This is a genomic window from Dyella sp., assembly GCF_035486915.1.
In the GTDB taxonomy this organism is placed as follows: domain Bacteria; phylum Pseudomonadota; class Gammaproteobacteria; order Xanthomonadales; family Rhodanobacteraceae; genus Dyella_B.
Genome location: NZ_DATHMR010000204.1, coordinates 20,077 through 44,647, shown reverse-complemented (window position 1 = coordinate 44,647; position 24,571 = coordinate 20,077). Strand labels below are relative to the sequence as shown.

Sequence of the window (24,571 nt, the reverse complement as noted above, 5' to 3'; positions counted from 1 at the left end):
CGACCGGAGTACCATCGCGCTGGTTAGCGGGGAAGCGGCGGCCGATGGAAGCATCGCCGTTGCAGGCAGTTCGGAACGACGTCATACGCACGCTACGCTTGCGGAGGGCCCATGGTTCATCTGCTCATTGCACTCGTCGTCTTTGTCTGGGTTTTCGGCATGGCCATGCTGGGCCTGTGGTGGCGGCTGCATCTGCCCGACCATCATCTGAACGAAGAATCGGTCAGTACCATCAAGCTTGCCACCGGCCTTATTGCCACGATCGCGGCGTTGGTGCTCGGCCTGCTGATTTCGTCGGCAAAAAATTCCTTCGACACGGTCAATGCCGATCTCGTGCGCAACGCTGTGAAGATCATCCAGCTCGACCGCAATCTCGCCGAGTACGGTCCGGAAACCATGCCGCTACGCCAGGAATTGAAAATCAACTATGCGAAATGGATCGACGTATTGGGGTCTGGCAGAGAGAGCCAGCTGATGCGGCTGGAAAATCCTGACATGGTTGGTGAGATCCATCGTTTCCAACACGAGCTGGCGCAACTCTCGCCAAAGACAGCGTTGCAAGAACACTTGCAATCACGCTGCATGGAGCTCGCCGACGATGTGTTCGCCGCGCGTTGGCTCGCACTGCTGCAGCGACGCGGCTCGATTCCCGCTGCGCTGCTGTTTGTGCTGGTGTCATGGCTATCGATCATCTTCGCTGCATTCGGCCTGTTCGCGCCGCACAACAACACACTGATTTTTTTCTTCGTGATGTGTGCGTTCTCGGCCGCAGGGGCCATCTATGTGATTCTGGAAATGGATACGCCGTTGGACGGGTTCATCAATATTTCCGTGGCGCCCTTGCGGGAGGCGCTTTCTCATATAGGCACGTGATGATGCGTGGGTGGTGGGTAACACTTCAGAGTTTGTGTGCGTAACAGGGGATACGGACCAGAAATTTCAGGTCAGAGGAATGTCTTGTGCCCCACGTCCGGCAGCCCGGACAATAGGCCATCCACCCGACAACCAGACTGATACCTGTGAGCACCCAACTCGAACAATTGCGCCAGTACACCACCGTGGTTGCCGACACCGGCGACATCGAAGCCATCGCCCGCTACAAGCCGGTGGACGCCACCACCAACCCCTCGTTGTTGCTCAAAGCCGCCGAACTACCCGCCTATGCGCCGCTGATCGATGAAGCGGTGACGTGGGCCAAGTCGCAAGGCAACGCGCGCGAGCAGCAACTGATAGACGCGGGCGACCATCTGGCCGTGGCGGTCGGCTGCAAGATTCTGAAACTCGTGCCCGGTCGTGTGTCTACCGAAGTCGATGCGCGCCTGTCCTTCGACACCAACGCCACCATCGCCAAGGCCGAACGCCTGGTCGGTCTGTACGAACAAGCGGGGGTGACGCACGAACGCATCCTGATCAAGATCGCATCCACTTGGGAGGGCATCCGCGCTGCCGAACAGCTGGAAAAGCGCGGCATCCACTGCAACCTGACCTTATTGTTCTCCTTCGAGCAGGCGGTAGCTTGCGCCGAAGCCGGTGTATTCCTGATCTCGCCGTTCGTGGGGCGCATTATGGACTGGTATGTCGCCAACACCGCCACCAAGAGCTACGCCCCGGACGACGATCCCGGCGTGAAATCGGTGCGCAACATCTACAGTTGGTACAAGCAGCATGGCTTTAACACCATCGTCATGGGCGCCAGCTTCCGCAATGTCGGCCAGATCCAGGCGCTGGCCGGTTGCGACCGTCTCACCATCAGCCCAGACCTACTGGAAAAGCTGGAGCAGGACCACACTCCTCTGGCTCGCGCGTTGACCGACGATGGCGCGCGCGCTGCACGCACTGCACCGATGAACGAAGCCACCTTCCGCTGGGGTCACAACGAGGACGCCATGGCCACTGACAAGCTGGCCGACGGCATCCGCAAGTTTGCGGCGGACCAGCGGAAATTAGAGGCATTGCTGGCCGCGAAGCTGTGAGGAAAGATGGATTGACCGACGCGACGGCCCCTGTCAGCGTTGGCCCATCGCAGTCCATCTGTTCCTTCCGTAACGGCCCCTATGTCGCCTTATCGCATTGCGTTGCTGTTCAACGCCAACAAGGTCTACGACCGGCAGGTCATTACGGGCATCGGGCAGCATCTCACCTTCACTCGGGTGAAGTGGGATCTGTTCATGGAGGAAGATTTCCGTAGCCGTACCGCAGGCATCCACCTGTGGCGCGGCGACGGGATCATCGCCGATTTCGACGACCCCATCGTGGCCGAGGCCGTGTCGGCGCTGCCGCTGCCGGTGGTGGCGGTGGGCGGCTCCTACGCCAACGAATCGCATTACCCGACCAACATTCCTTACGTCGCCACTGACAACCAGAAGCTGGTGCGCATCGCCTACGATCATTTGATCGAACACGGCCTGCAACGTTTCGCCTTCTTCGGCAAGCCACCGGAACCGGGTAATCGCTGGGCTTACGAGCGCGAGAGCTGGTTCCGCAAGATGACCGACGACGATGGCCTGGATGGGATTATCTATCACGGCTCGCCGACCAATGCGGGCGGCTGGGGCCGCGCGCAGGAAGATGTCGCCGAGTGGGTACGTTCGTTGCCCAAACCCATCGGCATCATCGCTGCCACCGATGCACGCGCGCGACAGCTGTTGCAAGCATGCATCGTGGCCGACGTGCCGGTACCCGACCAAGTCGCCATCGTCGGCATCGACAACGATCCGATCGTGCAGATGCTCAGCTGCATCCGGCTGACGTCAGTGATCCAGGGCGCCGAAGAAATGGGGCGCACCGCCGCGCAACTACTGCATCAAATGCTGCATGGCGGCGATTGCTCGACCACGCGCATCCTGGTGCCGCCAGCAGGCATCAATGTGCAGGCCAGCAGTCAGCACCAATGCATCGTGAGCCCGTACGTAATGCGCGCGCGGCACTACATTCGCCAGTACGCCTGCATGGGAATCAAGACCGAGCAGGTGGCCGATTACGTCGGCATTTCACGCACGCCGCTGGAAGAACATTTCAAGCGTGAGCTGAAGAAGTCGGTGCATCAGGTGATCCTGGAACACAAGCTGGAAACGGCGCGGCACATGCTGGCCGATCCATCGATGTCGTTGTCGGACGTAGCCGTGCGCAGCGGCTTCACTTCACTGCAATACATGTACGCCGTGTTCCGCCGCGAGTTCGACTGCACGCCGAAGCAGTATCTGGAAAAGCTGCGAGTCTGAGGCGGGTCGTCGTCGTTATCGCCTCCACGGCAGAACGGTCGTCAGCATCACGCCCACGACGAACATCCCCAAGAGGATGAAAAACAGTCCGACCAGGCGGCGCGTGGGTAAATACATGCGAGTCGCGACTCAGGGCGCAACTGGGTCGCCGTAGACGATGCCGCGTCCGCTGGTGCCGAAATAGACACGACCAAACACGCGCGGATCGCCGGTGATCATGCTGATTTCGCCGTAGCGGTGAGCATCATCGTCGATGCGCTGCCAATGCTGGCCTCCATCGACGGAGCGAAAGATGCCTTGCTCATCCCCGCGCTTGCCGGCCGCATACAACGCAACTTGTGACTGGTGCGGCGCGCGCGTGCCGAAACCGAAAGCGTCTACACTGGTTAGCTCGCCGGCGGTGGAGGACAACGTTCCATCGTCGCTACCGCGAACAAGTCCGTCGTGGCTGGATAGATAAAACCGGCCTGCCAAATCCGGCGCAGCTTGCAGGCGCAAGTGCGAAGCCTTGGCAGCGAATTGGCCCATCGCGCCAAAGATCGGCTTAAAGTGCGCGCCACCATCTTGGCTGGCGAAAATCGCTTTCTGCTGTGCATCGACAGCGTAGAAGCGTTGCGGATCGATGCGATCGGCAACGACGCGCAAATGTCCTTCCAATCCGTCGATTACCTGCCAATGCCGGCCAAAATCCGTCGTGAGATAGCCGTGTTCTGCCTCGCGCGGAAACCACAACGCGCGGCTGGCGTCTGCGGCGATAGCGATGCTGCCGCCACCGACACCTTCCATGTTGGACGGCTCGCTGGCAAAAGTCTGCCAATGCTTCCCGCCATCGGTGGAATACGCAGCGCGAATGGCAGGTGCGGCGGGCTTGCGTATCCAGCCGCTGCGCACGATCACGTAGGGTTTGCGGCCGGCGTAGTCCATGTCGTCCGCATCGGTGTAGCGTGGCGGCGCATTCAGTTGGGGCGGCGCCACGTCGAGGTCATCGTGGCGATAGCCATCCATGTCGTACATCGCGCTGATCAAGTGCGCGCCCGTAGCTGGGCTGATGATCGCCTTGGCGACGATTTCTTCCAGGCCATCGTCGAGGAATTGCCAATGTACAGTGCCCTCACGATCAGCGTCGCGCAAATCATGCGTAGCCCATACACCGTAGCCGGTGACGAACCACGCGCGATCGGCGTCGTGCGGATCGATGACGACGGAAGCAATCCAGTGCGGCATGTGCTCCTTCAGCCAGACCGGATGATCGGTATCGAACTGCGAATGCGCGAACACTTCATGCCAGTGCTGTCCACCGTCGGTGCTGCGGAACAACAAGTCTTTCGGCGTGTAATGCGCGAAGGTCGCCGTCATCACTACTTGCGGATTGCTCGTGTCCAACGCGATGGCGTTCCACCCGTAGCCGCTGGGCTGCCCCGCCGTGCGCGGCAATGGCGTGATGTCCTTCCATTGCCCGTTGTCCGGCGTGTATTTCCACACGGCGCCATCGTGCATCCGGTCCGGTCCGGCCTGATCGCCGTACGTGAGGTAATACGCGCCATCACTTGCTCGCACCATGTGGTTGGGACGCAAGCCAGTGGGTTGACCTTCCACGGCCGTCCAATGTTCGCCACCATCGGCGGAACGATAGATGCTGGTGTCTTGCGTGGAAACGCCGGCATATAAAGTGCGGCTGGCATGTCCGAGACTACCGCTCGTCGGATCGAAAACCACGAATACGATGCCCACCGGTTGCATGCGCGAACCATGCGCCGCCAAGGTGTTGGTGCTGCTAGCCATCGCTGGAAAATCTCGCACCTGCGTCCAGTGCGTACCGTGATCGACGCTGTGCCACAAACCGGCCGTGCGCGAACCTAGGAATAGAACACGTCCGTCGTTGGGATCGACTGCAAGGCGCTCGCCGTTGTTACGGCCTTGCTCGTTGCCGCCTACGGGAAACGGCAAATCGCTGCGCGTGAAGTGTGTTCCGCGATCGGTGGAGATCAGCACGGCGCCATTGCCGGCGCTCGGAAGGGTGTAGGTGCCGGTCAGCAGGTAAAGACGATTGACGTCATTGGGATCGACCGCAACGCTGTCCACGCCATAGAGATTGTTGTCGCTGGCGGGAAGCCAGTCGAGCAAAGGCGTCCACTGTGTGCGCGACGGATCCCATCGATACGCGCCGCCGACATCGGTGCGTGCATACAGCAAGTCGTTTGCGTTGGGCTGGTAAAGCAATCCGCTAACGAAACCACCACCGCCGATGCGGACATTGGCAAAACGATATGCGATGGCCGTATCGCTGGCATGCGCGTGCATGCCAGCGGCAAAAAAAAGCAGACAGGCAAGCATCCAGCGGCTTGCCTTGTCGGCGGGGGTAATCATCAGAAGCTCGCGCGGAATACCAGTTCGTAACGACGGTCGGTCATGAACAGCGCACGCGTGTAGAGATTCGTGTCCACGTAACCGTTCAAGTAGGTGGTCGGACCCATCAGCACTCGCTGCACGGTGTTGGTGAGGTTGTTCACCTGCAGGCCGACCTGCATGTTCTTGTTGATGTGGTAGAACACCGAGCCATCGAGCTGGCCCGACGATGCGTTCCACATCGGCAGATAGGTATCGCCCGAATCCACCGGCGTGATCAGGTAACGACTGCGCCACGACCAGGCCAGGCGAGCCGACCAGTCACCGTATTCGTACATGCCGGTGATGTTGTAGTTGTGCGGCGACAAGCCCTGCATCGGCAGGCCCGGGTTGGTGACCACGTCGTCGGCCGCGCACGAACCATTGCCGTGGTTCGGATCGCACGAGGTGGTGTTGTAGACCTTGCTGCTCTGCAGGAAGGTGTAGTTGGCCTGTATGCCCAAACCCTTGAGCGCGCCCGGCAGGAAGTCAAAGAACTGCGAATAGCCGAACTCGGCACCCTTGACGGTACCTTTGCCCGCATTGGTCGGGCCGCTCACCGCCACCGGCACGCCATCGATGATCTGCTGATGGACTTCGGTCGTGGTGTAGTTGGAGAGATCCTTCTTGAACAGCGTGACATACATCTCGCTGGTCGGCGCGAAGTACCATTCCAGTGCGGCGTCGAACTGGTTGGCTTCCAGCGGTTTCAGGTCCGGGTTGCCGCCCGAGGTGGCGGTGAAGCCGGCGAGTTTGGATGCCGCGCTCGCCGAGCTCGTTCCAGCCGACGTCCACGAGCTACCGATAACCATGTAGGAGTTGAGCTCGCTGATATCCGGGCGGGTGACACCCTTGGAAGCGGCCAGACGCAGTTGCAGGTCGTCGGTGAGCTTGAAACGCAGGTTCAAGCTGGGGAGTACGTTGTGGTAGTCGTAGGCGCCGTTGATCGGCGTGGTCATGCCGTTGAAAAGGGCCATCTGGGCCGGCGAGATACCTTCGGGGTTCTGGATGGCATCCGACGACGGGTACGTCACTGAACCGTTAGCGTTCAGGCTGGTGCGGACAAAGCGCACGCCGATGTTGCCATCGAAGGGAATGCCCAGCGCGCTGTCGTTGCCGAAGTACAGCGTGGCATAGCCGGCTTGGGTCGATTCATGCATGTAGTCCGCGCTCATGCCCGAGGCTGGCGTGCAGCCGTCGGCCGAGGTGAAGAACTGCGGGCACCAGCCACCGGCGCCGCCGCCCAATTCAAGCGCACGCAACGCGGAGATCGCGCCGTAGTAATTGCCGACCAGTGCCGTGCTGGGGAAGATCAGCGTGGTGGGAACTTTCGCCTGACCACGGAAGAAGTCGCCCATCGTGAACTGCTGTTCCATCCACGCAGGGACGTTATTGGCCCAGTCCAGCGGCTGCGTGCCGCCGTTGTAGATGGATGCGCCCTGCCACACCTGGCTGATCGGGCCCCAGTTGTAGCTGCTGCTGTTGTTGTTGCTGTAGGTGTCGTGGGTGGTGGCGCGCACGCCGACCTTGACGTACTGCAGCCAGTTGTTGTCCTGGAAGTCGTATTCGAGGTCGGTGCGGAAGGCGCGCTCCATCGCGTAGTCGTATTCCAGGTGATCCAGCGCCGCGCCGAGGTAGTAATTGGCGTAGTTGGTCAGGCTGTTCGGATTGGTGGTGTTCGACGGAATGGTGGCGTACGCGGGGTTGGGCAACAGCGTCATGCCGGGCGTGCCGGACACGTTCACGTTGGCCGGCGGCATGAAGAACTGGTTGTACACCGTGAAGTCCACTTCATTGGAGGTGGACTTCACGAACTGTACGGCACCCGACCAGATCATGTGGTCGTTGAGGTTGTACTTGAAGTCGGTGGACCAGTCGGTAGTGCGGGTGAACTGGGTTTGTTCGCGGGTAAGCGCGTAGTAGTTCGGGCCACCGATCGGCGGGTACCCGGTGTTCAGCGTTGCCTTGGCCGTGGGGTCGTAGCCCTGCCACGAATTGGCCACCATGTCGCCGTCCTGGAAGACGCCGTTGCCGTCGTAGCTGAACGACGTGCCAGGCACCGGCACCATGTTGTAGTAGTTGCCTTCGTTGGCCTGAACTTCGTGCTCAGTCCACTGCAGGTTGTACATGGAACGGAAGAAGCGCGTGGAGATTTCCAGATCGTTATTCGGACGCCACTGCAAGGCGCCGTATAGGCCGGTGCGACGGCGCTGCATGTCCATCTGGTAATAGTTGATGTCGCCCGGAACAGCCACGTTGCCGTTGGCCGAGGTCGGTTCGCACGGAACATTCCCGCAATTGCCCAGATTGTTGGCCGGCTCAAGCACATACGGGTTGACCTGGACGCCATCGGAACGCGACGCCAGCTCGGAGTAGGACAGGTCGACCAGCGCGCCGAACTCGCCGAGGTCATCGCTCTTCCAGCGGTTGCTATACAGGAACGACGAGGACGGCTTGCTCTTCTTCTCCATGTCGCCTTCGTTGATGCCGGTGGAGAAGCCGATCACCTGACCCGGTTGGTCGAACGGCATGCGCGTGCGCAGATCTACCGTGCCGCCGATGCCGCCTTCGATCATTTCGGCAGACGGGTTCTTGTAGACGTCCACGCCTTCCATCAACTCGGCGGGCACATCTTCGAAGCTCAGCGCGCGGCCGTTGTTGGCCGAGAAGCTTTCGCCGCCGTTGAGCAGGCTGGCGACGTAAGGCAGGCCGCGGATCAGCACAGCGCTGCCTTCGGCGGACGGATGGTCCGGGTCATCGTCGGCCAGATAGTGATCCACCGTCACGCCGCTGATGCGCTGCAGGGTTTCGGTCACGCTGCGGTCGGGCAGCGCGTTGATGTCGGTCGCGGTCACCGAGTCGACAATCTGGCTGGCGTTCTGCTTCAGCGACTGCGATGTCTGCAGGCTCGCGCGAATGCCGGTCACCGTGACGCCGTCCAGATCCTGGATGTCCTTCTGGTCCTTGGTTTTGGGCTTCGTCTTGTCAGCCGGTTTGCTGTTGGCGGTCTGGCCAGTCGCGTTGGTCTGCGGTGCCGGCGCGGCCGCCGTATTCTGGTTCGCGTCCTGGGCATGCAGTGCAGCCGGCGCGTAAGTCAGGGCCAGTCCCAGTGCGATGGCGCCAGCCAAACGCACGCTGGACAACGAAGCCGTCGAAAGCGGATTCGTGCGTCGCGGTTGCCATGGCAACGATTGCTTCTTGCCGATCATGTTAGCGCTCCCCTCGTGCATGATTCGCTAGCGGCGCATGCCGCTTGCTCGTTTTTTGATGTTTTTTGATGTTTACGCTGGACTCGACGTGGAACCTTATGAGACGCATTCCACATATCTGCCCCTTCCAGCGTTTGCGTAGTGAATCGGATGGCACGAGATCAGACAATTACGAAATTGCAGGCGCACGTTGATGTTTCTTCATTTGCGTTTGCCGCAATGAAATGCGCTTCGCTTCGTTCGCGCATCGCGTAAAACACGAATTTGTTGTGATGCAAAAACTCGCGCCACAGCGAGGCATAACGTTTGTGCGCAGATCGTTCCGCATCGCGGCATGACGTGTTCCACCCCAATTAGTAAACCGCGAGCATGCATCGTCTCCTTGCCAGCTTGGCGTGTTTCATTTAGTTTTTTTGGTAGCGCTAACACTTTTTTAGTTACGGATAACCCTCTATGAGTCTTGTCGTCGGTATCGATGCCGGCACCCAAAGCGTGAAGCTGGTCGTCTACGACCCGGCCGATCGCCGCGTATTGGCCACACATGGGCAGGCATTGGAACTGATTGCCCGCGACGACGGTAGCCGCGAGCAGCATCCGGAATGGTGGATCGAGGCGATCCGCGCCTGCTTCGCCAAACTCGATCCCACCCTGCGCAAGCGGGTGGCGGCTATCGGCGTGTCGGGCCAGCAGCACGGCTTCGTACCGCTGGACGCGGACGGCAAGGTGCTGGCGCCCGCCAAGCTGTGGTGCGACACCAGCACGCAAGCCGAGTGCGCGGAAATCATGGACGGGGTCGGCGGCGCGCAGCAGTGCGTGCAGCTGGCCGGCAATCCCATTCTCGCCGGCTATACCGCATCCAAGCTGCCATGGACACGCAAGCACCGTCCGGAAGCTTATGCGCGGCTGGCCAGCATCCTGCTGCCGCACGACTACGTAAACTTCTGGCTCACCGGCGAGCGTTGGATGGAATACGGCGACGCCTCCGGCACCGGCTGGCTGGATGTGCGCACGCGCCAATGGTGCAAACCGCTGCTTGCCGCCACGGACGCTCAGCGCGATTTGTCCGCGTTGCTGCCACCGCTGGTTGCGGCCGATGCCAGTTTCACCCTCTCGCCAATCATCGCGGAGGAATTGGGCCTGCCGCGTAACGTGCGTGTCTCCGCCGGCGGTGGCGACAACATGATGGCCGCCATCGGCACCGGCAACGTGACGCCTGGTGTGCTAAGCATGAGCCTTGGCACCTCCGGCACGTTGTTCGCCTATGCCGCGCAACCGATCGTGGACGAAGCAGGCGGATGGGCTGCGTTCTGCTCATCCACCGGCGGCTGGCTGCCGCTCATCTGCACGATGAACTGCACGGTCGCCACCGAGGCGGTCGCCAAAGCGTTCGGCTTCAGCACGCGCGACGGCGATACGGTCATGGCCGAGACCACGCCCGGCGCGAATGGCCTGGTGATGCTGCCGTTCTTCAACGGCGAACGCACACCCGATCTGCCGCTTGCGCGCGGCGGTCTGTTCAACCTCGATCTGAACAACTTCACCCGCGCCAACGTCTACCGCGCCGCGATGGAAGGCGCCACGTATGCACTGCGCAACGGCTACGACCTGTTGCAGGCAGCCGGCATGGGATTCGATGCGATCCGCCTTACCGGCGGCGGCAGCCAAAGCGCCGTATGGCGGCAAATGATCGCCGATGTGTTCGCGCTGCCGGTAGAAGTCCCCGCGCAGGCCGAAGGCGCTGCACTGGGTGCCGCGTTGCAGGCGCTGTGGGCGCTGGAGAAAACCGGCAATGCCAGCGCCGATCTCGCTGCCATCGCTCGCGAACACGTGCAACTCAACACCGCGCTTGCCACCTATCCCGACGCGCAGGCCGTCGCGGCTTACCGGCCGGCCTATCGACAGTTCCTGCGTCATCTCGATGGCGCCAAAGCTTTGTATGCGGAGCGTCAGCCTGCGTCTGGCTGATCCGCCTCTTCTTTTTCCTCCAGCCACCACATATCGGCCATCGACAGGATTTTCAGCATGAGTACCCCCTTCATCGGCAAGCGCGAATATTTCCCCGGCATCGGCAAGATCACGTTCGAAGGCCGCGACTCGGACAACCCGCTGGCCTTCAAGCATTACGACGCCAACAAGAAGATTGGCGACAAGACAATGGCCGAGCACCTGCGCTTCGCCGTGTGTTACTGGCATACGTTCTGCAACGCTGGCCACGATCCATTCGGTCCCGGCACCCGCCATTTCCCGTGGGCAGCCGCTACGCCGCTGGCTACCGCCGAGGCGAAAGTGGACGCTGCATTCGAGTTTTTCTCCAAGCTGGGCGTGCCGTACTGGTGCTTCCACGACATCGATCTTTCGCCGGACGCCGACGACATCGGCGAGTACGAGAAAAACCTCAAGCACATGGTTGCGATGGCGAAAGAACGCCAGCAAGCCACCGGCGTGAAGCTGCTTTGGGGCACCGCCAATCTGTTCTCGCACCCGCGCTACATGAATGGCGCTTCGACCAATCCGGATTTCAACGTAGTAACGCGCGCCGCCGTGCAAGTGAAAAACGCGCTCGACGCCACCGTGGAATTGGGCGGTGAGCACTACGTGTTCTGGGGCGGTCGCGAAGGCTATGCCAGCCTGCACAACACCAACATGAAGCGCGAGATCGAACACTTCGCGCGTTTCTTGACGATGGCGCGCGACTACGGCCGCAGCATCGGCTTGAAGGGCAACTTCCTGATCGAGCCCAAGCCGATGGAGCCGATGAAGCATCAGTACGACTTCGACAGCGGCACAGTCGCTGGCTTCCTGCTCAAGCATGGCCTTGAGAAAGACTTCAAGCTCAACATCGAAGCCAACCACGCGACGCTGGCGGGTCACACGTTCGAACACGATCTGCAGGTGGCCTCCGATCACGGCCTGCTCGGCAGCATCGACGCCAATCGCGGCAATGCGCAGAATGGCTGGGACACCGATCAGTTCCCCAGCGATCTGTACGACACCGTGGGCGCGATGCTGGTGGTGCTGCGTCAGGGCGGCTTGCAGGGCGGTCTGAACTTCGATGCGAAGGTACGCCGCGAGTCCACCGACCTGGATGATTTGTTCCTCGCGCACATCGGCGGCATGGATGCGTTCGCGCGCGGCTTGGAAGTGGCGCACGCGCTGCTCACGAAGTCGCCATGGGAACAATGGCGCAAGGAGCGCTACGCCAGCTTCGACGGTGGTGCCGGCAAGAACTTCGAAGAGGGCAAGCTCAAGCTCACCGATCTCACCGCACTGGCGGCATCGAGCGGTGAGCCGAAACAGATCAGTGGCAAGCAGGAACGCTACGAAAATCTGCTGAACCAGTATCTGGTGCGTTAAGCACTGTAAGACCGGGAACGATGCGATACCGCCGCGCTGCGGTATCGCATCTGAAAGTCCAAACGCCCACGGGGGTGGGCACCGATTCAACCAGGCGAGACCAGCGCGCAGTGAATCCACTGCGCCGCAACTGAGGGGAAGTACATGCACGGCACCACGCTCGCTCCTGCCGCTGACGTCGACAACGACGGTACGGAGAACACACGCTTCATCATCCTCATCAGTTGCGTGGCGACCATCGGCGGCTTTCTGTTCGGCTTCGATAGCGGCGTGATCAATGGCACGGTCGATGGACTGAAGCAGACGTTCCAATCCAGCTCGGCGGGCGTGGGTTTCGAAGTCGCCTCCATGCTTTTGGGTTGCGCATTCGGTGCTTTCTTCGCCGGCCGATTGGGCGACCGTTGGGGGCGACGCTCGGTACTGATCGTTGCAGCCGCGCTGTTTTTGCTTTCCGCGACGGGAGCAGGCGCGGCCGGCAACGCTATTTTCTTTGTGATGGCACGCGTGATCGGTGGCATCGCGGTGGGTGCTGCCAGCGTGATGTCACCGGCCTATATCGCGGAAGTCGCCTCGGCGCGCTACCGCGGACGACTCGCCACGATGCAGCAAATCGCCATCATCAGCGGGCTGTTCTGCGCCTTCCTCAGTAACTATCTGCTGGCGCACGCAGCCGGCGCATCCACCGAACCGCTGTGGCTCGGCCAGGCCGCATGGCGCTGGATGTTCTGGATGCAGGCGATTCCTTCGGCGGCATTCCTGCTGCTGTTGCTGACGATTCCCGAAAGCCCGCGCTTCCTGGTAGTGAAGAAGCGCCAGCAAGATGCACTTGCGGTGCTCGCCAAGCTGTATGGCCATGCAGCGGCTTCGATCAAGCTCGACGAGATCGATGCTTCGTTATCCACCGACCATCATCGCCCGCAGCTCTCCGATCTCATCGACAAGACCAAAGGCAAGCTACGCACCATCGTGTGGGTGGGCATCGGCCTTGCCACTTTCCAGCAACTGGTGGGCATCAACGTGGTGTTCTACTACGGCGCGGTGCTGTGGCAGGCGGTGGGGTTTTCCGAGAGCGATGCGCTGCTGATCAACGTGATCTCCGGCGCGCTGTCCATCGGCGCCTGCATCGTCACCATTTTCCTGATCGATCGTATTGGTCGAAAACCGCTGCTGTGGATCGGTTCGTTGGGCATGGCGATCACGCTCGCCCTGGTGACAGTGGCTTTCGCCAGCGCCTCGTTGGATGCCGCCGGCAAGCTGGCGCTCTCTCCTGGCATGGGCAAATTGGCGCTCGTCGCTGCCAACGCCTACGTGTGCTTTTTCAATCTTTCCTGGGGTCCGGTGATGTGGGTCATGCTGGGCGAGATGTTCCCCAATCAGATCCGCGGCTCAGGGCTCGCGGTCGCGGGCGCGGCGCAGTGGTCGTCCAACTTCCTGATCACTGTTACGTTTCCGGTGTTGTTGGCCGGCATCGGCCTTGCCGGCGCCTATGGCATTTACACCGTGGCGGCGGCGCTATCGGTGTTTTTCGTGTCGCGCTGGGTGCACGAAACGCGCGGCAAGGAACTGGAGCAAATGGAAGGCTGAGGCTTACTCCGGTGCAGCTACCGAGCCTCGCTTGACCAGCACATGCGCAACCATGTGATCCACCATGACCTTCGCATCCTCCTTGCCGCGAATCGCGCGCAGCAGGATGTCGATCGCCGAATCGGCCATCGCCGCGATCGGCTGACGGATCGTGGTCAGCTCCGGCCACACGGTGGTGGCGGCGGAAGTGTCGTCGAAGCCCACAACGGAAAGGTCGCCCGGCACATCCAACCCGCGCCGGTGCGCCACCGAAACGACGGCAGCGGCCATGTCGTCGTTGCTCGCAATGATCGCGCTGGGCGGCTTGCGCTGCGCAAGCAGCTTTTCACCGGCACGCAGGCCGGAGCGATAGGTGAACCGGCCTTGTTGCACCAGCGTGCGATCCGGTTTGATGCCGGCATCGTGCAGCGCGGCGAGGAAACCCTCGTAACGCAACTGGCTGGCCGTCTGGTTGGGGTCGCCTTTGATGTAACCGATGCGCGCATGGCCTTTGCCGATGAGGTAAGCCGCCATCTCGCGACTGGCATGGAAATCGTCGATGCGCACGCTGGAAACGCCTGCACGCGGGCGACCCGAAGCGATCGCCACCACCGGCACGCCAGCACGCACAAGTTCGGCCACCACCACGTCCGACTCGCACAACGGCGGCGGCAGGATTACGCCGGACACACTGCGCGCCAGCGCGCGCGCAGCGACGCGCTCGGCATCGGGCTCGCGTTCGCTCCATGCCTCGATCACCAGTTGCGCCGCCGAGCGCGTGACGCCACGCATCGCGCCGACCAGCAATTCGCTCAGGTAGGCCGTACTGGGATTGGAATAGATCAGCGCTATGCGCGTGCCCTGCGCCGTCGCCAGCGCACTGGCAGCGAGGTTGGGCGTATAGCCAAGGTCGTTCACCACGCGCTTCACGCGTTCGCGCGTGGAGTCGCGCACGTTGCCGGTGCCGTTGACCACACGCGACACCGTCATGGGCGAAACGCCGGCGCGCTTGGCTACCTCGCCAATCGTGACGGCGTGACCTTTGCGGCGTACCGATTTCTTTGCGGGCTTCTGCAAGAGGCTTTTCCTGAAGCGATGTGTGGACATGCGTCGCTCTTGATGCTCCGCATCATTCTGCACATAAATGCCGGCGCGGTGGTAGCGATACCAGCATCAACGTGCCTCCGCCAGCATACTTTGCACCCTCTGCGTATTCGCTTGGCGACCACCAGACCCATCTCCTTTCCTCTCACACCGGGATACAACGCATGGTGAAGTTCATCCTGCCGAACGTTTTGAACAGTCAGCCGCACACTGCTTTGCTGCTTGCTCTGTTGTGCCTCGCCACCGGTGCACAGGCTGCCGACGACAACGTTGCCTTGCTGGCGCCCGTCTTCCAGGATCACGCGGTGCTGCAACGCGACCGTCCCATCCCGGTGTGGGGCCATGCGCAACCCGGCGCGCAGGTTCAACTCGATTTCGCCGGCGCGCATGTCACCGCTCGTGCCGACAAGCACGGCGACTGGCAAGCGCGATTGCCTGTGCAGAAAGCTGGGGGGCCGTACACGCTGCAGGTGCATTCGGGCACGACCACGCAAATGGCCAGCGATATTCTGATCGGCGACGTATGGCTATGCAGCGGGCAGTCGAACATGGAACTGCCGGTACGCCGCACGTTGAACGCGGACGGTGAAATCGGCGAGGCGCACAACGATTCGATCCGCATGTTGCGTGTGCCGCAAACGGCCACGCCCGCTCCGCAGGAAGGCTTTAACGGAGCTGCGCCGTGGCTGCCGGCCACTTCGGCCAACGTGCCGAATTTCTCCGCGGCCTGTTACTACTTCGCGCGCGAATTGCAGAAGACGGAAAAGGTGCCCCTAGGCCTGATCAACGCATCGCTCGGCGGCTCGCGCATCGAGGCGTGGCTGGACGCCGCCTCGCTGCGCAAAGCCGGCGGCAACAACGAGGCGCTGGATGTACTCGCGCAATACGCCCGCGATCCACAGGGTGCCAACGCAAAATGGGGCGAGATGTGGGCCAAGTGGTGGCGCGCGCTACCCGACACAGCGAAGGGCGAGCCCGCAGTCGGCGACGAACCGTGGCTGCCAGGCGCCTCGACCACCGGTTGGCGCGAAGCACCGCACGCCATGGGCGACTACCAGCAATGGGGTTTGCCGGAACTGGCCAGCTTCAACGGCATGTTGTGGTATCGCACCACCGTCAAGCTCACCGCTGCGCAGGCCGCCCAGGCCACGACGCTGTGGCTTGGCAACGTCGACGAAGTCGACGAAACCTGGGTGAACGGCCGCGGTGTCGGCAGCAGTTACGGCGGCGCGGATCGCCACTACACATTGTCCAACGGGTTATTGCACGCGGGCGACAACGTGATCGTGGTCAACGCACTCAACACCTATGCCGGTGGCGGCATCATCGGGCCGGCCTCGACGCGTGCCTTGCATTTTGAAGACGGTTCGTCCGTGCCGCTCGACGATGCTGGTTGGCAGTACCGCAAGGTGCCGCTCGCGGCGGGCACGCCGCCGTTGGCGCCGTGGCTGTCGGCTTCGGGCAAAACCACGCTTTACAACGGCATGATCGCGCCGCTCGGCCATTACGGCCTGCGCGGCGCCTTGTGGTACCAGGGTGAATCCAACACCGGCGAAGCGGGCAGTTATCGCAAGCTGCTGGAAGCCCTGCGCGATGAGTTTCGCACGCGCTTCGGCGCCGATTTGCCGCTGCTGATCGTGCAACTGGCCAACTACGGCGCCGTGCCCACGCATCCGGTCGTAAGTGGCACGGCTCAATTGCGCGAAGCGCAGCGGCTGGTTGCGCAGGAGGACTCGCACAGCGGCATCGCCATCACCATCGACATCGGCGAGCACAGCGACATCCACCCTGCGAACAAACAGGAACTCGGCCGCCGTCTGGCGTACGCGGCGCGTCACGTGGTGTATGGCGAAGCGCTCGCGCCATCCGGTCCCGTCCCGCTTTCGGCCAAGCATGAAGGCGATGCCGTCATCGTCGGCTTCGGCGATATCAGTGGCAAGCTGGTTGCCCACGGCGGCGATGATTTGCTCGGCTTCGAACTATGCGGCGCCCAAGACGACAGCTGCCGTTATGCACACGCGGAGATTCGCAACGATCATGAAGTGATCCTGCGTGCCCCGGTGCCCGCTGCCACGCGCGTGCGTTACGCGTGGGCCGACAGCCCGCTCGTCAATCTTTACGACGAAGCCGGCTTGCCAGCTGGCCCATTCCAGCTCGACTTGTCTGTCACGCATTGATTCCCGAATGAATCCCATGAGCACTAAGACACTTTCCCGCACATTTGCCTTCTTGCTGACAACGCTTGCTGTGTCGGCTGCTGCGCAAAGCACTTTGCCAAAACACGCGCCGTGGCTAGACACCCACCAAAGCTTCGAGCAACGCGCCGCCGAACTCGTGGCGCAGATGACGTTGGAGGAAAAAGTCGCGCAGATGCAGAACAGTGCACCGGCGATCCCACGCCTCGGTGTCCCCGCCTACAACTGGTGGAGCGAGGGTCTGCACGGCGTGGCGCGTGCGGGACAGGCAACGGTGTTCCCCCAAGCGATCGGTCTGGCCGCCACCTTCGACCCAACGCTGCTCGGTGTGGAAGCCAACGCCATCAGCGACGAGGCGCGCGCCAAATACAACCAGTTCCAACGCGAAGGTATGCATGATCGCTACCAAGGGCTCACCTTCTGGTCGCCCAATATCAACATATTCCGCGACCCGCGCTGGGGCCGCGGACAAGAAACCTATGGCGAAGATCCCTACCTCACCGCGCGCATGGGCGTGGCTTTCGTTCGCGGTATGCAAGGCGACGATGCGCGGTATCGCAAGCTCGATGCCACCGCCAAGCATTACGCCGTACATAGCGGGCCGGAATCCACGCGCCATCACTTCGACGTACATCCTTCCGAGCGCGATCTTTACGAAACCTACCTGCCCGCCTTCCAGGCACTCGTGCAGCAAGGGCAGGTGGATGCGGTGATGGGTGCCTACAATCGCGTGAACGGCGAACCGGCGACGGCCAGCCAGCGTCTGCTACAAGACATCCTGCGGCGCGACTGGGGCTTCAAAGGCTATGTCGTATCCGACTGCGACGCCGTGGAAGACATCTACAAGTATCACAAGGTCGTAGGCACGGCCGGGCAGGCCGCCGCGATGGCGGTGAAACATGGCGATGACCTCGATTGCGGCAACACCTACGCCGCATTGGTCGATGCCGTGCATCAGGGCTTGGTGAGCGAAGCCGACATCGACGTATCGGTCACGCGTTTGATGACCGCACGCATGCGCCTTGGCATGTTCGACCCGCCCGCCATGGTGCCGTGGTCAAAGCTGCCCTACTCGGTGAACCAGTCGCCGGAACACGACGCGCTGGCGCGACGCACCGCCGACGAATCGTTGGTGCTGCTGAAGAACGATGGTCTGCTGCCTCTCTCGCGCAATCTCAAACGCATTGCAGTGATCGGGCCCACCGCTGACAGCCTTCGTGCGCTGCTCGGTAACTACAACGGCACGCCTGCAGCACCGGTAACTATCCTCGCCGGCATCCGCGCAGCGGTATCGCAAGCACAAGTCACCTACGTAAGTGGCGCAGAACTGGTGGAAGGCATGGGTGGGCATGGCGATGCCACGCTGATCGCACCGGCCTACTTGCGTCCTTCGGCTACCAGCGATGAGCATGGATTGAAGGCCGAATATTTCCGCGGCGAAGGCTTCGACACAACACCTATGCTCACCCGCGTCGACGCCGGCATCGACTTCCGCTGGGACGACGCCACACCCACCGATGACATGGTGATGCAAGGCGAACTGCCGGCTGAAAAAGCGCTGTCGACCAACAACTTCAGCGTGCGCTGGAGCGGGCAACTGTTGCCGCCCGTCTCCGGCCAGTACACATTGGATGCCGCTGCACTCGACGGATTTCGCATCTACCTCGATGGCAAGCTAGTGCTGGATGGCTGGCATGTTGGCGACGCGGCAAAAACGCCCACGCAAACCGAGCTCGATCTCAAAGCCGGCCAGCCTTACGACCTGCGCATCGAGTACGCCAAGAACAATAAGAACGACAACGTGCAACTTGCATGGCACCTACCGAACGCCAAGCCGCCGTTCGACGAAGCACTGGACGCAGCGCGCCATGCCGAGGTGGTCGTGTTCGTCGGTGGCCTCACCGCCGAGCTGGAAGGCGAACAGATGGACGTGAGCTACCCAGGCTTTGCCGGCGGCGACCGCACCGACCTGCGCCTGCCCGCCACGCAGGAGAAATTACTGGAAGCATTGCAAGCCACCGGTAAGCCCGTCGTGCTGGTGCTCACCAGCGGTTCGGCGCTGGCGGTCGACTGGGCGCAACAACACGTACCGGCGATCCTGATGGCTTGGTATCCAGGTCAGCGCGGTGGCACGGCGGTGGCCGATGCATTGTTTGGCAACATCAATCCGGCAGGCCGCCTGCCGGTGACCTTCTATAAGGCCGACGAAACATTACCCGCTTTCGACGACTACCGAATGGATGGGCGCACGTACCGTTACTTCAAAGGCACGCCGCTGTATCCCTTTGGCTATGGTCTTTCCTACACGCGCTTTACCTATGCGGCGTTGCAACTGACAAATAACCGACTGCGTGCCGACGAAACATTCACCGCTTCGGTGGATGTCACCAACAGCGGTGCGCGCGAAGGCGACGAGGTGGTGCAGCTCTACTTACGTGCGCTGGATGCGCCACACGCACGTGCGAATCGCGAACTGCGCGGCTTCGCGCGCATCCACTTGAAGCCCGGCGAGCACAAGCGCGTGAGCTTCGACATCGCGCCCACACGCGACCTGCATTATTACGACGAACAGAAACGCGCCTACGCGGTCGATGCGGGACGTTATGAAGTGGAAATCGGCGCATCCAGCGCCGACATCCGCCAGCACGCACCGTTCGAGGTGCACCTGTAAGTTACATAGCGCGCGTTACTGCGCTGGATGCTCTGCACGCACATAGCCGCGCAGCCATTCCAGCGCAGGACGCTCGCTGCCGTCCTTGCGGACAAGATTGGCTCCCTGCGCATCGCGCCACAAACCGGGGCGGAATCCCCACAGCGTGATGCCTTTTACCGCAGGATCGTTCCAGAACAACGGAAACACGCGCTGGTATTCGCGCAACTGCGTGGCGTCGTTGCGACCGTCGATGTCCATCTCGGTGATGTAGATCGGCAAACCCGTGGCGGCCAGCGTGTCGAGGTCGGTACGCAAGGTTGTCGCAGGCACGCCGTGCGTTTCGAAGGCATGCGCCTGTACGCCGATGCCGTCGATCAGATGATCGTGTTGCAACAGCTCGATGACCGAACGGTAACGCGCCGTATCCTTGGGCGTGTTGATGATGCTGTAGTCGTTGATCAGCAGTTTGGCGTGCGGAAAGCGCGTGCGTGCCATGCGAAAGGCAGTAAGCACCCAATCCCAGCCGGTGGCGCCCTTGCCGCCCAGTGCCTGCAGGTAATTGCCGCCATCCTTGTAACGCGTACTCGGCGGGTGGTGCAGCGATTCGTTCACCACCTCGACGAAATCCGCATCCGGATAACGCGCTGCTGCCGCATCCATCCACTTCTCGATTTCCTTGCGCTGCTCGTCCGGCGGCAGGTGCAGCATCCACGTCGGCTGCTGCCGTCCCCAAACCAGCACGTGCAGATGAAACAGGATGCCGTGCGATTTGGCGAAGTGGTACGCATCGTCCAGCGCCGTCCAGTCGAACTGGCCGCGCACCGGCTCCGTGCTGCCCCATTTGCCGGCGTTTTCCGGCGTGAGCTTGTTCCAGTAGTTGGCGAAATCCTGTGCTTGTTTGGCGCTGTACGTACAGCCCAGAAACTTCGGTCGACCCGCCGCCAGCGGTGCTTGCTGCGCATGAAGCGCGAGCGGCAACAGCAGCAACAGGCCAGGCAAACGCATGATGGTCTTACGCATGATCCTCCCCCGAACATGGATTCGTCGTCCAACGGCAGCACGCGTGCCGCGAATTTATGGTAGCGCTACCAATCATTGCAGCAACGGCTGCCAATGTCACATGCAACGCAGCAATCGGCACGCTGCGCTCGACGCGTTTCCACGTTGCCGAAGGATCGACGCAAATTGCTGCCATGCAGCGTGTCGCGCCAGATTGTTAGCGCTACCTTCCTGGTGTTCCGCCAGAGCTGGCGGCCATTCGTGGCTGCGGAAGTTCGTGGATCAGGGCGGCGGACCGGATGGCTCCGCACGGGGGCATAGATCCGGCGCCGCGCATCCGCGCGGACCGATATCCAACAGGCATTATCGGCGCGCATGAGCAACGACAAACCGCAAGCACTCTCCGTCATGGAGAAGATCGGCTACAGCCTCGGCGACCTCGCTGCCAACCTGATTTTCCAGACGCTGGTGAGCTTTCTCGCTTTCTTTTACACGGATGTATATCGCATTCCTGCCGAAACGGCGGCGACGGTGATTTTCGCGGTGGGTTTCCTCGGCGCCTTCGTGTTCACCCCGGTGATGGGTTTGGTCGCCGATCGCACGCACACGCGCTGGGGCAAATTCAGGCCGTGGCTGCTGTGGACGGCGATTCCGTTCGGCGTGTTCGCGTTGCTTGCCTTCAGCACGCCAAACCTGGGCGAGCACGGCAAGGTGGTGTATGCGCTTGGCAGCTATACGCTGCTGATGGGCATCTACATTGCCAACAATCTGCCCTATTCCGCGCTGAGCGGCGTGCTCACCGGCAACATGGACCAGCGCAACAGTCTTTCGTCATACCGCTTCGTTGCCGTGATGATTGCGCAGTTCATCATCCAGGTGCTGCTGCTGCCGCTGGTGCTGATTCTTGGTCATGGCGACAAGGCCAAGGGTTTCGAGCACGTCATGGCGTTGTTCGCGGTGGTGGGGACGGTGTTTTTCCTGATTACCTTTTTCACGACGCGTGAACGCGTCGTATCGACGGCGGCACAAGGTTCCAGTGTCCGGCAGGATCTCGCTGACCTCGCCGCCAATCGTCCGTGGCAGATCATGCTGGCGCTGACCGTGCTGGTGTTTGTCACGCTGGCGCTGAAGGGCGGCATGTATGTGTACTACTTCAAGTACTACCTGGACGGCGACGATCTGGCGCGCTTCCTCGAAAGCATCGGCTTCAACCACTTTATTGCCGGCCTGAACGCGCTGTTGGTGAGCGTGGGGCTCACCGGTTTTCAGTGGCCCAAGGATGCGCCAACTTCGGCGTTCAGTCTGTTTAGCGCGGGCGGCATCCTTTGCATGATCATCGGCATCGGTTTCTCGCGCCGGTTGGCCGAGCGCTATGGCAAACGCGATGTGTTCGGCGGTGCGCTGCTGCTTTCCACACTGTGCCTGCTGGCGTTTGCGCTGTATTCGCCGCAGTCGGTAGGCCTTGTGATCGTCTCTTACATGCTGCACGGTTTTTTCTACGGCATCACGACGCCGCTGTTGTGGGCCATGGTGGCGGATGTGGCCGACTACTCCGAATGGAAAAACCACCGTCGTGCCACCGCCATCGTGTTCTCCGCCATTCTATGCGGGCTGAAAGCAGGCCTTTCGATCGGCGGCGCGTTGGTGGCGCAGATCCTTTCCATCTACGGCTACGTGCCGGATCACGTCGTGCAATCGCCCGCGGCGGTGCACGGCATCAAGCTGGCGGTGAGCGTGTATTGCTCCATTCCCTTCTTGCTCGGCGTGGCGTTGTTGTTTCTCTACAAGATCGACAAGCCGACAGAAACGCGCATCGAGCGGGAACTGGCCACGCGTCGCGTGCAGGCTGCCGCAGCTTAATCATTTATCCCTCGACGAACGCCCGACATGTCCGACGATTCCAGTCCCAACGAACTCGACCACTTCCGCCAGCGTGCCATCTCGCAACCACTGGTGACGCACCTCTACACGGCCGATCCCTCTGCGCACGTGTTCGAAGGCAAGCTCTACATCTATCCCTCGCACGACATCGAGGGCGGCGTGCCATTCGACGATCTCGGTAGCCATTTCTGCATGGAGGACTACCACGTCTTCCGGCAGGACACGCCGACAAGCGCGGCGGTCGACTGCGGCGTGGCCCTGCATGTCAAAGACGTGCCATGGGCGGAAAAACAAATGTGGGCGCCGGATGCGGCGTATAAAAACGGCCAGTATTACCTGTACTTCCCGGCCAAGCGCGTCGATGGCCTGTTTCAGATCGGCGTGGCGATGAGCAACCGGCCCGAGGGTCCGTTCAAGGCCGAGCCAGAAGCAATAGCCGGCAGTTATTCCATCGATCCCGCTGTGTTGCGCGACGAAGATGGCGCGCACTACATGGCATTCGGCGGTCTGTGGGGCGGCCAGTTGCAGAGTTATCGCAACAACGCCTACGCACAAACGAATACGGAACCAACGGATAACGAACCCGCGCTCGGCCCGCGCATTGCCAGGCTCAGCGACGACATGAAGCAGTTCGCCGAACCGCCGCGTGAAATCGTGATTCTCGACGAACACGGTCAACCGTTGCGCGCGGGCGATCACGCACGCCGCTATTTCGAGGGGCCGTGGTTGCACAAGTACCGTGGCAGGTACTACCTCTCCTATTCCACCGGCAACACCCATTTGCTGTGCTACGCGATCGCCGACAACGTGTATGGCCCGTACACCTGGCAAGGCGTCATCCTCACACCGGTGGTGGGTTGGACCACGCACCATTCCATCGTGGCATTCGATGGCAAGTGGTGGTTGTACTACCACGACTCGCTGCTTTCCGACGGCGTGACCCATCTGCGCTCGATCAAGGCCACCGAATTGCGCTACGACGAGGACGGCCGCATCCTCACGCTGCATCCTTATGGCAAGTGACGTGGAACTCGATGCTGCGCAACAACCGCTGCCGCCCGGCGAGTTGATCCACATCGGCAACGACGCGTTGGCGGTGACCATCGCTCCGCATGCCGGTGGCCGCATCGCGCAGATCATGTGCGAAGGCGTCGCATGGCTGGCCGGCTACGGCGAAGCGAACGCCGCCGCCATCGCTTGGGGCAGTTATCCCATGCTGCCGTGGGCTGGGCGCATCCGGCATGGCCGCTTCCGTTTCGGCGGACAGGACTACCAACTGCCGATCAACCTGGGCTCTCACGCCATTCACGGCATCGGCTTCGTCTTGCCGTGGCAGGTGGTGGCGCACACTCCGCGGCAGGTTGAATTGGTACTTGCACTGCCCACCGACGAGCACTGGCCCTTCGGCGGCACTGCACGCCAGTGCATCACGACGGAAGGCCGCACGCTGCGATTGGAGCTCACTGTTAGCGCCGGCACGCAAGCCGCGCCAAAACCCGTGCTTGGCTGGCACCCATGGTTCCTCAAGCCAGACACCATCGACTTTCAGCCCGACGCGGCCTATCCGCGCGATGCCGACGGCATCGCCGTGCACCCGCTGCAACCGCCATCGCCTGGTCCATGGGACGACTGTTTCATCAACACGCGCCCGGTGCTGTTGCATCGCGCGGGACAAACGCTGCGACTCGCATCCGACTGCGATCACTGGGTGGTTTACGACGAACCGGCACAAACTACTTGTGTGGAACCACAAAGCGGGGCTCCCGACACTTTTAACCTCAATCCAGCCGTCCTCGCACCGGGCGAAACGACGTCGGCATGGTTCACGCTTGAATGGTTGGCGAGCGACGCTAAAGCAAAAAAGCCCTGAAGAGATCAGTCGATGCGCGTTCGACGGGAGGTGCACAGCAGGCACATCGCGCGTGACGACAAGCAAAGAACATGGTCCGTGATTTCTCCGATCTGCCTTGGACGTCATTGCGATTGTTCTCAATGAGCGCAGACGCG

General features: G+C 61.5%; 15 protein-coding genes. 11 read left to right on the top strand and 4 right to left on the bottom strand.

Features of this window, described 5'->3' with window-relative positions; all coding sequences use genetic code 11:
• Nucleotides 1–111 precede the first annotated feature (111 nt).
• From VK725_RS17070 to VK725_RS17060, 3 genes are all read left to right on the top strand, one after another.
• A complete protein-coding gene (locus VK725_RS17070; protein ID WP_325319260.1) occupies nucleotides 112–873 on the top strand; it encodes a hypothetical protein in 762 nt (253 codons plus the stop codon).
• A gap of 146 nt (nucleotides 874–1,019) precedes the next feature.
• Entirely contained in the window at nucleotides 1,020–1,973 is a 954-nt protein-coding gene (gene tal / locus VK725_RS17065) for a transaldolase (RefSeq protein WP_325319259.1), read from the top strand.
• An 81-nt stretch (nucleotides 1,974–2,054) separates the two neighbouring features.
• Nucleotides 2,055–3,221 carry a DNA-binding transcriptional regulator gene (locus tag VK725_RS17060; protein ID WP_325319258.1) on the top strand — a complete coding sequence of 389 codons (1,167 nt, stop codon included), beginning with the start codon at nucleotides 2,055–2,057 and terminating at the stop codon, nucleotides 3,219–3,221.
• A 129-nt stretch (nucleotides 3,222–3,350) separates the two neighbouring features.
• Here the strand turns inward: VK725_RS17060 and VK725_RS17055 are convergent, their stop codons facing one another.
• On the bottom strand, nucleotides 3,351–5,588 hold the full coding sequence (locus tag VK725_RS17055; protein ID WP_325319257.1) for a cellulase: 2,238 nt from the start codon (nucleotides 5,586–5,588) through the stop codon (nucleotides 3,351–3,353).
• Nucleotides 5,588–8,815: a TonB-dependent receptor gene (locus VK725_RS17050; RefSeq protein ID WP_325319256.1), complete on the bottom strand. Its 3,228-nt coding sequence runs from the start codon at nucleotides 8,813–8,815 to the stop codon at nucleotides 5,588–5,590. Before VK725_RS17050 ends, VK725_RS17055 begins: the two co-directional genes overlap by 1 nt.
• A 453-nt stretch (nucleotides 8,816–9,268) precedes the next feature.
• Here VK725_RS17050 and xylB point away from each other — a divergent pair, with 453 nt between their 5' ends.
• The 3 genes from xylB (at nucleotide 9,269) to VK725_RS17035 (ending at nucleotide 13,753) form a co-directional block, all read left to right on the top strand.
• Nucleotides 9,269–10,780, top strand: a complete 1,512-nt coding sequence (gene xylB, locus VK725_RS17045) for a xylulokinase (RefSeq protein ID WP_325319255.1) — start codon at nucleotides 9,269–9,271, stop codon at nucleotides 10,778–10,780.
• Nucleotides 10,781–10,837: 57 nt separating this feature from the next.
• The gene (gene xylA, locus VK725_RS17040) at nucleotides 10,838–12,169 is read left to right on the top strand and encodes a xylose isomerase (protein ID WP_325319254.1); all 1,332 of its coding nucleotides are present in this window, start codon (nucleotides 10,838–10,840) and stop codon (nucleotides 12,167–12,169) included.
• Nucleotides 12,170–12,313: 144 nt separating this feature from the next.
• Complete coding sequence (locus VK725_RS17035; RefSeq protein WP_325319253.1) at nucleotides 12,314–13,753, top strand: sugar porter family MFS transporter; 1,440 nt, start codon at nucleotides 12,314–12,316, stop codon at nucleotides 13,751–13,753.
• A gap of 3 nt (nucleotides 13,754–13,756) precedes the next feature.
• Here VK725_RS17035 and VK725_RS17030 read toward each other — a convergent pair whose 3' ends face one another.
• Nucleotides 13,757–14,839, bottom strand: a complete 1,083-nt coding sequence (locus tag VK725_RS17030; RefSeq protein WP_325319252.1) for a LacI family DNA-binding transcriptional regulator — start codon at nucleotides 14,837–14,839, stop codon at nucleotides 13,757–13,759.
• Between the two features lie 161 nt (nucleotides 14,840–15,000).
• On the opposite strand from VK725_RS17030, the gene VK725_RS17025 reads away from it, so the two are divergent.
• Both VK725_RS17025 and VK725_RS17020 read left to right on the top strand, forming a co-directional pair.
• A complete protein-coding gene (locus VK725_RS17025; RefSeq protein WP_325319251.1) occupies nucleotides 15,001–17,013 on the top strand; it encodes a sialate O-acetylesterase in 2,013 nt (670 codons plus the stop codon).
• 16 nt (nucleotides 17,014–17,029) lie between these two features.
• Nucleotides 17,030–19,702: a glycoside hydrolase family 3 protein gene (locus VK725_RS17020; protein WP_325319250.1), complete on the top strand. Its 2,673-nt coding sequence runs from the start codon at nucleotides 17,030–17,032 to the stop codon at nucleotides 19,700–19,702.
• Nucleotides 19,703–19,717: 15 nt separating this feature from the next.
• Here VK725_RS17020 and VK725_RS17015 read toward each other — a convergent pair whose 3' ends face one another.
• Nucleotides 19,718–20,704, bottom strand: a complete 987-nt coding sequence (locus tag VK725_RS17015; protein ID WP_414648525.1) for an endo-1,4-beta-xylanase — start codon at nucleotides 20,702–20,704, stop codon at nucleotides 19,718–19,720.
• 354 nt (nucleotides 20,705–21,058) lie between these two features.
• On the opposite strand from VK725_RS17015, the gene VK725_RS17010 reads away from it, so the two are divergent.
• From VK725_RS17010 to VK725_RS17000, 3 genes are read left to right on the top strand one after another with little or no spacing between them, the layout of a single operon-like run.
• On the top strand, nucleotides 21,059–22,543 hold the full coding sequence (locus tag VK725_RS17010) for an MFS transporter (protein ID WP_325319249.1): 1,485 nt from the start codon (nucleotides 21,059–21,061) through the stop codon (nucleotides 22,541–22,543).
• Nucleotides 22,544–22,570: 27 nt separating this feature from the next.
• On the top strand, nucleotides 22,571–23,587 hold the full coding sequence (locus VK725_RS17005) for a glycoside hydrolase family 43 protein (protein WP_325319248.1): 1,017 nt from the start codon (nucleotides 22,571–22,573) through the stop codon (nucleotides 23,585–23,587).
• A complete protein-coding gene (locus VK725_RS17000) occupies nucleotides 23,577–24,434 on the top strand; it encodes an aldose epimerase (RefSeq protein WP_325319247.1) in 858 nt (285 codons plus the stop codon). Before VK725_RS17005 ends, VK725_RS17000 begins: the two co-directional genes overlap by 11 nt.
• The last annotated feature ends 137 nt before the right edge of the window (nucleotides 24,435–24,571 follow it).

Bases quoted from the DNA above. Each gene is read 5' to 3' on its own strand.
- VK725_RS17070 (WP_325319260.1), top strand. From the start codon at position 112: ATGGTTCATCTGCTCATTGCACTCGTCGTCTTTGTCTGGGTTTTCGGC.
- VK725_RS17060 (WP_325319258.1), top strand. From the start codon at position 2,055: ATGTCGCCTTATCGCATTGCGTTGCTGTTCAACGCCAACAAGGTCTAC.
- VK725_RS17055 (WP_325319257.1), bottom strand. From the start codon at position 5,588: ATGATTACCCCCGCCGACAAGGCAAGCCGCTGGATGCTTGCCTGTCTG.
- VK725_RS17050 (WP_325319256.1), bottom strand. From the start codon at position 8,815: ATGATCGGCAAGAAGCAATCGTTGCCATGGCAACCGCGACGCACGAAT.
- xylB (WP_325319255.1), top strand. From the start codon at position 9,269: ATGAGTCTTGTCGTCGGTATCGATGCCGGCACCCAAAGCGTGAAGCTG.
- xylA (WP_325319254.1), top strand. From the start codon at position 10,838: ATGAGTACCCCCTTCATCGGCAAGCGCGAATATTTCCCCGGCATCGGC.
- VK725_RS17035 (WP_325319253.1), top strand. From the start codon at position 12,314: ATGCACGGCACCACGCTCGCTCCTGCCGCTGACGTCGACAACGACGGT.
- VK725_RS17030 (WP_325319252.1), bottom strand. From the start codon at position 14,839: ATGTCCACACATCGCTTCAGGAAAAGCCTCTTGCAGAAGCCCGCAAAG.
- VK725_RS17025 (WP_325319251.1), top strand. From the start codon at position 15,001: ATGGTGAAGTTCATCCTGCCGAACGTTTTGAACAGTCAGCCGCACACT.
- VK725_RS17020 (WP_325319250.1), top strand. From the start codon at position 17,030: ATGAGCACTAAGACACTTTCCCGCACATTTGCCTTCTTGCTGACAACG.
- VK725_RS17015 (WP_414648525.1), bottom strand. From the start codon at position 20,704: ATGCGTAAGACCATCATGCGTTTGCCTGGCCTGTTGCTGCTGTTGCCG.
- VK725_RS17010 (WP_325319249.1), top strand. From the start codon at position 21,059: ATGAGCAACGACAAACCGCAAGCACTCTCCGTCATGGAGAAGATCGGC.
- VK725_RS17005 (WP_325319248.1), top strand. From the start codon at position 22,571: ATGTCCGACGATTCCAGTCCCAACGAACTCGACCACTTCCGCCAGCGT.
- VK725_RS17000 (WP_325319247.1), top strand. From the start codon at position 23,577: ATGGCAAGTGACGTGGAACTCGATGCTGCGCAACAACCGCTGCCGCCC.